Source organism: Bartonella sp. AP30XZML, from assembly GCF_042195945.1.
Classification (GTDB): Bacteria; Pseudomonadota; Alphaproteobacteria; order Rhizobiales; family Rhizobiaceae; genus Bartonella.
In genome coordinates, this window is the sequence record NZ_JBHIPJ010000016.1 from 1 (window position 1) to 11245 (window position 11245).

Sequence of the window (11245 nt, forward strand, 5' to 3'; positions counted from 1 at the left end):
TAGCTCTTCAAAAATTTATGGCAAGGTTTATGGCAATGCTAGCGTGGGTGGGTATGTTAAGGTCTATGGTTCTGTTTATGGGAATGCAAAAGTGACTGGTTATCACACCATTAGAGGTTTGGTACATGGCAATGCAAGATTAAAAAGAAATGATTATTCATATGTCAAACAAAACTTTTATTATGCATATGGAATTCCTGAAGATTGTGAAATTTATGAAAACGATACCGTTGTAAAGATTAGTGAAAAAGCAGCATAAATAAAATAACGGGGCGGGGGGCTGCTTTATAGCAAAAAAGCCGCGTCCTTTAAGACACGGCTTTTATTATCAAAACAGCTAGCGATCTAAATAAACGATTAAAGTAACCAATCGAAATATAAAAGAACATCTCTTTATTGCACAAAACGTATCAAAAAGCAATAAAAAAACAGCTTTTAAAGCTTAATCTTTTACATAAGAATATTGTTATTATTTATTGAAAACATTGTAAAAACACATAAAACATGTTATGATCTTTACATCATTTAATGGGACTTACAAACATGCTTAATAAAGTGATTTTAATTGGTCATTTAGGTGCCAATCCAGAAAGCAAAACAATGTCATCTGGCATCGAGGTGGTCAATTTTCGAATGGCAACGTCTGAGAGCTATACAGACAAGGCAACCAATAAAAGAATAGACAAAACCGAATGGCATTCCATTGTGGTGTTTAATCCACACTTGGCAAAAGTAGCTCTCCAGTATCTGAATAAAGGCAGCAAAGTTTATATCGAGGGACAGCTTCAAACGCGTAAATGGCAAGATAAAAACGGTGTTGACCGGTTTGTAACAGAAATCGTTTTGCCTAAGTACAAAGGCGACTTAAAGCTCTTAGATGGCAAAAATGATGATGACCAAGAGCAGTCATCTCCTTATGACAGAAGCTTTCACAGACCTCTTGATACGTCTACAAACGCATTAAATGATGATGTTCCTTTTTAAACAGAAGGTGCTTTAATGGATAGTAAAAAGAAGCCTAGGGTTAGTACAGAAGAATCTGAACCCGTTTATATGCTTACAGAGAATGATATAGAGCTGTTAAGAGGTTGTACGTCATCTACATCAATGAGTTATTACAGTATAGTGATGGGTGCTTTATTGAGTACACTTTTCATTCTGCTCTTAAAACTTTCTTGGGATCAAAGTCACTTAAAACTTAAGTTAAGTGTTGCTGCTGTAATATGCATTTTAGTGGTTTTATTGTTCTTTTTAAATCGAATTTCATGGTCAAGATCAGAGAAAATCTGGCAAAATATTAAACAGGAATCTGGTGACATAAGTGAAAAAAAATAAAAAAAGGGGACGCCCTAAAATAGCAGGGCAGGTAAGAGAACCAAACGGACGTATATCACGTGCAAAAGCACCGCGTGAAGCCGTTGATAAATTGGCAATAGAGATACGTGCAAAGCGCTTCGGTTTAACGCTACAGGAGGCAAAAAATCCACTTTCTGGTACCTATATCGGGCGGCTTTGTTTACAAGGCGTGATTACACAAGAGCAATATGATGCCGCGCAACAGTACCTACAGATAAGAAATAATTACCTTTGTGCAAAGGGCTTGCCTAATGCAATTTATGACGAAATGCCATCATCTACTGATGACAAAGCAAGAGATAAATGGGTAGCATTTGCAACAGAGCAGTTTATAAACACGCAAGAGGCACTAAAAGAAGCGCAATGCCTCTATAGACAGTATAATCTTTATGCAGCACTACAGTACCTCGTGATAGAAGATCAAATGCTACCACACCTTGTGAATTCACTACGCGTTGCTCTTAATGCTCTTCAGAAACATTTTGATCGTTAAATGACAATCTCTATTACGGTTTCATTATATTGTATATCGTTCGTAAGTCTCTACAAAACCTAGCTGTTTTTTTTATGCCTCTCCCATTATCGACTCTCATACTAGACACTAAATCAACAACTTGTGTTTCGGGGTTAATGCCATTTCCACTCGGAGAACTAAGAAATTTTTTTGCGTAATAAAACATTGGATCTGTACTACTCATAGACATGTTGTATGCCCAAATAAAATTTTCTTCACTCCAATTATGTTCATAGCGTAAAGTATTTATTACACTAGGTAGCATCGCCCATGACATCTCCTTATTATAATCACCCCTTAGTAAATTCACAAAGCGTCCACATAAAACAATAAGTATGTGACGATGCCATACAGTGTCAAATTTGGCAGTTATATTTTGATAGCCATTTTTGTATGCAAATTGATTTGCTTCGTGTTGCTTGTCGAAATGCGTAAAGTCTTCATATTCTTTACTTGCATATTTATCGTAAAGTTTATTGTACTGCTCTATAGTATCTACACGTGTAAATGTACGTGTAAATCCAAATGACGCTGATGCAGGTAGCGCTGATATAGAAAAGAAAGCTATAAATGTTATGATGCGTGTTATGGATAATGATTTCATCATTTTGAACCCTTAATTATTCATAAGTGCTGTTTAACTGATTCCCTTTGAAATTATCAATATGTGTTATTTTAGTGTTGACAAAGTGTAGCAAATCGTATTTAATGACATTACTGTACTTAGGCGTATTGTGTCTAGAGAGGGAAATGTACAGTTCAAAATCCCCGCAAATGCGGGGTTTTTTATTATCTGGAGGGCGTATTTTATGACATCAGAAAATACACAGCAGGCTCCACAACCCATTAAAAAGCGTATACCCCCAAAGGCAGGTCAAGGGCGTGTCAAAGGCGTTCCAAATAAAGTGACGCGCATTTTAAAAGAAGCAGTGGTTAAGGCTGCTGAGAATGCTGGGAATAAAATTGGCAAGGATGGTTTGATTTCTTATTTGGAAAAGCAGGCTATAGAATGCCCCGCTGCTTATTTAGCGTTGCTTGGTAAGGTGTTGCCTTTACAGGTAACAGGTGAAGATGGGGGAGCCATTAAGGTGATAACGCGTGTAGAAATCGCGCCTTTGGTCAATGACAACACGACAGATTAGTATTGTACCAAAACTCATTCCTATTTTTGCAGGGGACGCTTTGGTGCGAGCGGCTTGGGGTGGACGAGGGTCTGGGAAGACAAGATCATTTGCATTGATGGCTGCTTTAAAAGGCTATCAATTTGGTATGCAGGGGATATCGGGGACCATTCTTTGTGCACGTCAGTTTCAGAATTCTTTGGCAGAGAGTTCATTGGAGGAGATTAAGCGCGCCATTGAAGCGCACGACTTTTTAAAGGACTATTACAAGGTTGGGGAATCTTCGATTAAGTCGATAGATGGTCGCGTAGCCTTTCAGTTTTCTGGTCTGGACCGTAATATTGCGAGCATTAAATCCATGGGGCGTATTTTGCTTTGTTGGGTTGATGAGGCAGAGCCCGTTACAGAGACGGCTTGGCAAACGCTTATACCGACTTTGCGAGAAGAAGGAGAGGGATGGCGGGCAGAATTATGGGTGACATGGAACCCGTTGCGAGAGAATGCCCCCGTTGAGAAGCGGTTTCGCTTTTCAGACAATGAAGCCATTAAGCGTGTAGAGATCAATTGGTCAGACAACCCGAAGTTTCCCAAGATCTTGAATGAAGCGCGGCTTGATGATCTGAGAAACCGTCCCGAGACCTATAAGCATATCTGGGAAGGGGCTTATCTTACAGCGGTTCAAGGCGCTTATTATCAAAAGGAAATGTTGGCAGCCGAGCAAGAGGGGCGGATAGGGCGCGTTGCGCGTGATCCTTTAATGCAGATACGCGCCTTTTGGGATATCGGGGGCACAGGTGCTAAGGCAGATGCTACGGCGATATGGATAGCGCAATTTGTTGGTAGGGAGATCAGAGTACTTGATTATTACGAAGCACAGGGACAGCCGTTATCGGAACATATCGGTTGGTTGCGTCACAATGGTTATGAGAAGGCATTGATGGTGTTACCCCATGATGGGGCGACCAGAGACCGTGTGCACAATGTGAGTTTTGAGAGCGCTCTTAAACAGGCAGGCTTTCAAACAAAAGTTATCCCTAATCAGGGAGCAGGAGCTGTTAAGATACGTATAGAAACAGTCCGCCGTGTTTTGCCTTCTGTTTGGTTTAATGAAAAGACGACGGTAGCAGGACGTAAGGCACTGAACTGGTATCACGAGAAATGGGATGAGAAGCGCAATATTGGCTTGGGAGCAGAGCACGATTGGTCCAGTCATGGGGCAGATGCCTTTGGACTGATGTGTATTTCATACAAACCACCAAAAGAAATACAAAAGCGACCAGCTTATAGCGGCAGAACGGAATATGAGAGTACCTCATGGATGGCAGAATGATGTATGATGAAGAGCATTTAGATAAAGAAAGTAACGCATCAGATTTGTCGACAGAAGGCTTATTTCGCAAGCTTGTGAGCTGGTACAAAGAAGATGTGGAGCATGTGAATAAATGGCGTGAACATGCGCGGGAGGATTTTGGTTTTTACAATGGTGATCAATGGAATGAAGAAGATTTATCGGCGTTAAAAAAGCAACGCCGCCCCGTTATGACCTTTAATCGTATTGCCCCATTGGTCAATGCCGTTGTGGGGTCAGAGCGTAATAACAAGCGCGAAGTGCAGTTTATTCCCCGTCAAGTAGGGAAGGCATTGCCTAGTGAATTGCTTACCGGTGCGGCAGAATGGTTTCGGGACATGGCGCATGCAGAATACGCTGATAGTGATGCTTTCCAAGATGCGGTTATCTGCGGCATGGGGTGGACTGATACACGGCTTGATTATGAGAACAGCCTCGATGGTGAACCGGTCATTACGCGTTTAGACCCGTTAAAGATGGTTTGGGATAGTGCAGCGGTGCAACCGAATTTAACCGATGCGCAACGTTTGTGGTATGTAGACCGCAAGCCGTTAGAAGTAGCTAAGCAGATGTTTCCCAAATCTCATTGGACAGAGCTGAGTGCAGATTGGGCAAGGGATGGGAGCTCTCATGAAGGTGTTCACCATAATGATCTTGATTATTACAGTGATGAAGGGAGCATTGATGTTGAAAACGGTCGTCGGATGGTCACGCTTGTTGAATGCCGTTGGTTTGAAAGCGAGCGATATTACAAAGCGCCCGATTTAAGCACTGGAGAACTTCGTGATTATAGCGAGGAAGAATTTAAGCAGCTCCAGTGCATGATGCCCGATATCCAAGGGGCAGCTTTCAATAAAAAGGTCGTAAAACGTGCTTTTTTAGGGAGAAAATTGCTTGAATCCCCTGATCAACCTTTGGTTCCAGCGGGTCAATTGGGTTGGGAGTGTATAACAGGGTATTTTGATAAGATAGAACGGCAATTTTATGGGGTTGTCCGTCCGACAAAAGATCCACAACGATGGGCGAATAAATATTTTAGTCAAGTGATGTATATCCTTAATAGCCAATCCAAAGGGGGGCTTATTGTCGAGGAAGGGGCGTTTAAGGACATCAGGCAGGCTATGCAAGATTGGGCGCGGGCTGATGCGTTGCTAGTTGCTGAAGATGGCGCTCTTGCAGAAGGCAAGATACAACCAAAGCCTGTAGCACAGTTTCCAGAGGGCTTTTTCCAGCTGTTTAATGAAGCTAAGGAAGCAATTAATCAGGTGACGGGTTTATCACCCGAATTCATTGGTACAAGGGAAGTGACACAAGCGGGTATTTTGGAGGCACAACGACGCCAATCCAGTTTAAATCTGCTTGCTTGTCTGTTTGATGGTTTACGTTTGTACCGCAAGCGGCAAGGTAAGATTATTTTGCACTTGATACAGAATTACTTGTCCGATGGTCGTTTGGTACGGATATCTGGTGAAGAGAATGCGCAATATATTCCATTGACGCGTGAAGAAGTAACGAGTGTCGAGTATGATATTGTAGTTGATGATGCGCCAACCAGCCCGAATGAGAAAGAGCGCACCTTCGGTATCATCACACAGCTGCTCCCATTGCTTCAAAATGCCATTACGCCGGATATTATGCTTGATCTACTTCGTTACTCACCCTTGCCTGCGTCATTACTCAATCGTGTCAGTGAGAAGTTCCAACAGCAACAAATGGCACAACAACAGCAGATGGATCCCGAGCAGGAAATGAAGTTGCAGGAAAAGCAACAAGACTTAGAGACGAAAGCACAGATGCATCAGATGGATTTGCAACAAAAGCAGATTGATCTTTTTGTGCATCAAGAGAGAGCAAAAACAGACGCAGAACTGATGAAGCAACGCTATGAGATTGAACGGCAGAAGCTTCTCAATGATCAGGCACACAATCAGATTATGCGAGAGCGAATAGCATTACACAGAGGTATGCATAGTTGAGAAAGGTGAAAGAATGAATGCAGAAATGAATGAAGCTATGAATGAAGATTACAGAGTTGGAGCACCGGTCTTTGATGATGAGAGCTCTTTTGATGCTGGCACTTATGATGGTGAAACGATTGATAATGATGATGTCACCTCTCCAGAGCCGGTTGCACAGCCCGTTGAAAAGCCTTCAGAGATTGTTCCTAGTATAGAACAGCAGCGTGTGGAGCAACAAGCCAAACAAGCCCGTGAAGCGCTTGTCAAGTTTTATGAACCCCAATCCCAGACGCCAATGGTTGAAGGTGAAAATGCACCCCCAGACCTACGTGAGGACCCTGTTCGTTTAGTGGCGTGGATGTTAGATAAGATTCAAAAGCAAGATGCGTATATTAGGGAACAGAAAGAAGCGCTAAGACAAGCTGAGGAACAGCAGCAGCACGATATGCGTCTTGGTGAATTTTTTAATAATTCTGTTAAGTCGTTTCAAAATAAATCCAGTGATTTTGATGCCGCGGCAAATTTTCTTTATGAGGCACGCGCAAAGGAATTGAGTTCTTGGTCATCACTTTATCCTGAGTATGGACAACAAAACACAATAGATGCGATTATAAGAGATCAATTGCATGCGCTTGTAGCGACTTGTGCACAAAGAGATCTCAATCCGGCAGAAGAAATTTATAGAATAGCACAAAACCTTGGCTATCAGAACCAAGCAGTGCAAGCGAATAATCAAGTTGCAGAACTTCAAAGTCGGCAGAATTCTGCGAGAACCTTAACGGCATCTGGTGGAGGGGGCGTGACGGGTCCACTTTCATGGGAAACGATGGACGCTATGACGGATAAAGAGTTTCAAGCGTGGTACAGTAATCCAAAGAACCGAGTGCTTATACGCAAATTGAGTGGTGCAGATGATGAAGATTAAGTGAAAGACTTTTAGAGAATAAGCCGCCTTTGGTGCGGGTTGGTGGTCCGGCTTTAAGCCGGTTTTTTTATAGCAAAGAAAGGTGAAATAAATGGCAACAACACATATAGGGATTAATGATCCCCATGCGTTAAAAACATGGGCGAGAATTCTTGATGCGGAGGTCTCCAAAGCAACTCCTATTGCTCCTTTGATGGGGCAGGATTCCAATAGCATTATTCAGGTGAAAACAGAGACGCAAAAAGGCAAAGGGGATTGTGTAACATTTAGTCTGCGAGCTCAGTTATCAGGACGTGGTGTGAGTGAGGGTGAAACCCTTGAAGGCAATGAAGAGGCACTACAATTCCTTCATGATAAACTGTATATCAATGAACTTTATCATGGAACAAGAATTGCCAATGAAGGCACTATTGATAATCAGCGCACATTGTTTAATTTGCGCGAAGAAGCCAAAAACAGTTTATCAGATTGGTATGCGGACCGTTTGAGTTTGATGTTTTTCGTTCACGCTTGCGGTTATACAGCCAACAGGCTTAATTTTGAGGGAGAACTGGTTGATCTTGATCCTCTTTTTTGGGGCTTTAATGCACCATTAGCTCCAAGCAGTAAGCGCATTGTGCGACCAGAAGCAAAAACCAAGGATGAAGAGCTTACAGAAAAAGCCAAACACAGCTTTAATCTTAAATTGATAGATGAAGCGGTTCAGTGCGCTAAGCTAGCGAATCCTAAAATTAGACCGGTTCGCGTGAATGGCGAGAGTGTTTATGTGTTGTATTTGCATCCCATTCAGGTGACACAATTGCGCACTAATACAGAGACGGGTCAATGGCTTGATATTCAGAAAGCTGCTTATACCGGTTCGCGTTCCAAAAACCCAATCTTTGATGGTTCTCTAGGCATGTACAACGGTGTGATTTTACGTGAATCAGAGCATGTCACCAATGGTGTTAAATCCACGGATAGTACACGTCTTGCAGGTGTGCGCCGTGCTGTTTTGCTTGGAGCGCAAAGTGTCGTTATGGCATTTGGTAAGAGTTACGGTAAGACCCGCTATAAAATCGAAGAAGAAACCTTCGACTACAAACGCGAATACGGTTTTGGAGTGCATACAATTATGGGCATGAAGAAAACGCGTTTCCAAATGCCCGGAAGAGCACAAGGAGCCCAAGATTTTGGAACGATAGTTATCCCCACCTACAGCGGTGAAGTTGAGTGATGAGGAAAGGAAATAGGACATGGTAGATGGCGTAACAGGACACTTACACGGCAGAGATCTTCATACACATCAGGTCAGTTTTTTGCGTTTGAATATCTCGCATAAAGATAAGCATTTGACGCGCAAAATCGGGACTTTACCGCGTGGTGCAATGATCCTTTCGATTAAAGCGTTTGTGAAGACAGCGTTTTCGGATGCGAAATTAAAGATAGGCAGCACCTATGGTGGTAATGAGTTTAGTGAAAAGGATATCAAAACCCAAAGCACTCAAGATTTTACATCAACCAACCAAAAAGAGTTTGTTCCAGAAGATCAAGAGCTTACGCTTTATGCAACACGGGATAAAACAACCGCGGCTGGTGAGTGTGTTGTGGTCGTGCAATTCGTGACCAATCGTTGAGAGGTATAGGGGAAGGCTTAATTCCCCTCACGATTTATGGAGCAGATTGTACAGAGAGTTGTAAATTAAGGGCAGATAAGACAGCGACTAAGGTAGAAAGTTTAGGATCACCTGTTTTGCTTAAAGAGCGGTATAATCCACTGCGTTCGCGATTGGTTTCTTTTGCTAAGGCACTCATATTTTGTGCTCTAGCAACAATACCAAGGGCATCCGCTATATGAGAGGCATCACCAGTTTTAAAGGCTTCATTTAAAAAGACTTCTTGAGATTCTGGTGTTGTGAGGTGTTTTTCAAAGTTAAAGGTTTTCAATTTCATTTTTAAGATCCTCTAAAAGAGATAAGGCTTTTTGAATATCACTGGATTGTGTGGATTTGTCACCACCACAAAGCAATATAATGATTTTATCGCCTTTTTTTGTAAAATAAATTCGGTAACCAGCACCATAGTGGATACGTAATTCACCTATACCATTAAAAAACTTTGCATCACCCAAAAGCCCTGAACGAATTCTATGAAGCCTTGCAAGAATTATATTAGCAGCTTTTCTGTCTTTAAGCTTTTCTAACCATTCATCGAATTCATCTGTTGTTTTTATTATCGCTACCATTAGTGCACTGTAATACACATGATGTGTAATGTCAATAACAATATTTTTCACAGAAAGGTATTCTGATGACGCGTCATTATATTCGGGTTAAGACGGGGGGACCAATACCGGCAAAACAGGATGTTTATCGTCATAGAAAAACACTTTCGCACTTAGTGTCGGTCATTCAAGATATAATACTAAAAAACACAATAAAGTCAATAGGTTGTGTGAAATTATTTTATATGAATCCACTCAAGAATCCATCTTTTTATGCATGATTCATTTGACCATTTTTTATATAAGATTGCCATGGATGAATAGACTGTAAAAAGCAAATCATGATGCAAATATTATAACGCATGTAAACGTTCAANGATGAATAGACTGTAAAAAGCAAATCATGATGCAAATATTATAACGCATGTAAACGTTCAAATGAAATGAAAAGCAGATATCATTCATAACAGTTCATAAATTTTATGGTACGTTTTTATCACAGCACAAATCACATTATTTAAAAATTTAGTCGTTTGAAAATATCGATAACATAAATTGTATAGGTTTAAAAAATGGTATGAGTTTTGCTCTTTTTTGAGCTAAACCTTCAAAGGAATAATCGTTTGAAACGGTCATAAGCTTATAGGTTTAGTTTATAAAGATTGCATAAAAGGATTTAAAGACAAGATCGATTTTATAACCACGGTATTTTTTACCGCGGTAGGAAATAAAGGTCATGAAATTCAAAACGCTATATCTCATGAAATGAAAAGCCTTTTAATGAATAGATTGCAGGCTAGTCTTTAAGAACGGAACTATTCGCTTCCACAAAAAAATGGAGGCAAATAATGCCATGGCAGTAGAATAACTATCTACTTTAGATTTGGTACTAAAAACGTTTTAAAAGTTATAGTTTAAAAATACGAAACCAAAAGAGCTCTTTCCAAATTTGGGGGCAGCTATTAAGACAAAGATAAGCAAACAAACTTCAAAACCATTGTAACATCATAAGGTATGGGGTTTCTCACTTTTTATTAAAAGCAACAATGTTTAAAGAATGCTCTATTCTAAGATAACACCCCCAAAATGGACCGGCTAATATTTAAAGAAATTAGGTTTTAATGAAAAGTACAAATACGCTTATGAAAGCTCTTTAAATGCACGTTTAAACGTTTGAAACATAAAATGAGATCTTTATAAGAAACGTTAAAACTCTTTTTATTACAGTTATAACTTAGTTATCATTTGCTCTTAAGAACGTTTCATTTATGAGAAAACTAAGATTTAGCTTTCACAGCAGAAAAAATTTAAAAACCTTACATTTTATAAAAGCGTTTGTTTATTTATCTTATGAAAAGCTGCTTTTAAAAACCAATGCTTGCAAGCTAAAAAGAACGTTTTTTGCAGATATTTATTGAATATGCATTTGCTTTTGATTGAATTATTAAAGCTACCGAGCGTTTTGATACGTTTGAGAGCAACAAAAAGCGTTTATAGGTTTTCTCATTCAAATGAGTGAGTAAAAATCAAACGCATCATTTACATTCCTTTTGATAAGTTTTCATAAAGATAATAGAGCGCTTGCAATATGATACGTTTTGTATATATGCATTCATTACTCCATTGTGGATGATTATTTTTTATCATTATAATCGTTATTTGAAAGCCGCGTCATATCACTTGGCACGGCTTTCTTTTATGAATGCTATCTTTTATGATGGAGTTATCCTATTAAAAGCCCCCCCACGCCGTTCTTTATTCTGTTTTATCAGTTATATTGACAACATTATCCCTTTCATACACCTCACAATTTTTTGGAA

13 protein-coding genes and 1 pseudogene are annotated in these 11245 nt (G+C 40.2%); 11 read left to right on the top strand and 3 right to left on the bottom strand.

Features of this window, described 5'->3' with window-relative positions; translation table 11 throughout:
- The 4 genes and pseudogenes from ACFIL2_RS00435 to ACFIL2_RS00450 all read left to right on the top strand — a co-directional run.
- A pseudogene (locus ACFIL2_RS00435) lies at positions 1–259 on the top strand (hypothetical protein); the annotation flags it as partial.
- Positions 260–543: 284 nt separating this feature from the next.
- Positions 544–984 carry a single-stranded DNA-binding protein gene (gene ssb, locus ACFIL2_RS00440; protein ID WP_375680355.1) on the top strand — a complete coding sequence of 147 codons (441 nt, stop codon included), beginning with the start codon at positions 544–546 and terminating at the stop codon, positions 982–984.
- Positions 985–999: 15 nt separating this feature from the next.
- A complete protein-coding gene (locus ACFIL2_RS00445) occupies positions 1000–1335 on the top strand; it encodes a hypothetical protein (protein WP_375680356.1) in 336 nt (111 codons plus the stop codon).
- On the top strand, positions 1322–1849 hold the full coding sequence (locus ACFIL2_RS00450) for a hypothetical protein (protein ID WP_375680357.1): 528 nt from the start codon (positions 1322–1324) through the stop codon (positions 1847–1849). The genes ACFIL2_RS00445 and ACFIL2_RS00450 overlap by 14 nt, the downstream gene beginning before the upstream one ends.
- Positions 1850–1862: 13 nt before the next feature.
- Here ACFIL2_RS00450 and ACFIL2_RS00455 read toward each other — a convergent pair whose 3' ends face one another.
- On the bottom strand, positions 1863–2474 hold the full coding sequence (locus ACFIL2_RS00455; protein WP_375677072.1) for a hypothetical protein: 612 nt from the start codon (positions 2472–2474) through the stop codon (positions 1863–1865).
- A 205-nt stretch (positions 2475–2679) separates the two neighbouring features.
- Between ACFIL2_RS00455 and ACFIL2_RS00460 the strand changes: the two genes are divergently transcribed.
- The 6 genes from ACFIL2_RS00460 (at position 2680) to ACFIL2_RS00485 (ending at position 8838) form a co-directional block, all read left to right on the top strand.
- Positions 2680–3012 (top strand): hypothetical protein, encoded by a 333-nt coding sequence (locus ACFIL2_RS00460; protein WP_375677071.1) that lies wholly within the window; start codon positions 2680–2682, stop codon positions 3010–3012.
- Entirely contained in the window at positions 2993–4321 is a 1329-nt protein-coding gene (locus ACFIL2_RS00465; RefSeq protein ID WP_375678942.1) for a PBSX family phage terminase large subunit, read from the top strand. Before ACFIL2_RS00460 ends, ACFIL2_RS00465 begins: the two co-directional genes overlap by 20 nt.
- Positions 4306–6315: a portal protein gene (locus ACFIL2_RS00470; protein ID WP_375680007.1), complete on the top strand. Its 2010-nt coding sequence runs from the start codon at positions 4306–4308 to the stop codon at positions 6313–6315. The genes ACFIL2_RS00465 and ACFIL2_RS00470 overlap by 16 nt, the downstream gene beginning before the upstream one ends.
- Before the next feature lie 13 nt (positions 6316–6328).
- Complete coding sequence (locus tag ACFIL2_RS00475; RefSeq protein WP_375633220.1) at positions 6329–7222, top strand: hypothetical protein; 894 nt, start codon at positions 6329–6331, stop codon at positions 7220–7222.
- 91 nt (positions 7223–7313) lie between these two features.
- Positions 7314–8438: a N4-gp56 family major capsid protein gene (locus tag ACFIL2_RS00480; protein WP_273788714.1), complete on the top strand. Its 1125-nt coding sequence runs from the start codon at positions 7314–7316 to the stop codon at positions 8436–8438.
- A 19-nt stretch (positions 8439–8457) separates the two neighbouring features.
- Positions 8458–8838 (top strand): hypothetical protein, encoded by a 381-nt coding sequence (locus ACFIL2_RS00485; protein ID WP_375633221.1) that lies wholly within the window; start codon positions 8458–8460, stop codon positions 8836–8838.
- A gap of 34 nt (positions 8839–8872) precedes the next feature.
- Here the strand turns inward: ACFIL2_RS00485 and ACFIL2_RS00490 are convergent, their stop codons facing one another.
- Both ACFIL2_RS00490 and ACFIL2_RS00495 read right to left on the bottom strand, forming a co-directional pair.
- On the bottom strand, positions 8873–9154 hold the full coding sequence (locus tag ACFIL2_RS00490; RefSeq protein ID WP_273788712.1) for an addiction module antidote protein: 282 nt from the start codon (positions 9152–9154) through the stop codon (positions 8873–8875).
- Positions 9135–9446, bottom strand: a complete 312-nt coding sequence (locus ACFIL2_RS00495; protein ID WP_375680358.1) for a type II toxin-antitoxin system RelE/ParE family toxin — start codon at positions 9444–9446, stop codon at positions 9135–9137. Before ACFIL2_RS00495 ends, ACFIL2_RS00490 begins: the two co-directional genes overlap by 20 nt.
- 65 nt (positions 9447–9511) lie before the next feature.
- Between ACFIL2_RS00495 and ACFIL2_RS00500 the strand changes: the two genes are divergently transcribed.
- Positions 9512–9706 carry a hypothetical protein gene (locus ACFIL2_RS00500; protein ID WP_375680359.1) on the top strand — a complete coding sequence of 65 codons (195 nt, stop codon included), beginning with the start codon at positions 9512–9514 and terminating at the stop codon, positions 9704–9706.
- The last annotated feature ends 1539 nt before the right edge of the window (positions 9707–11245 follow it).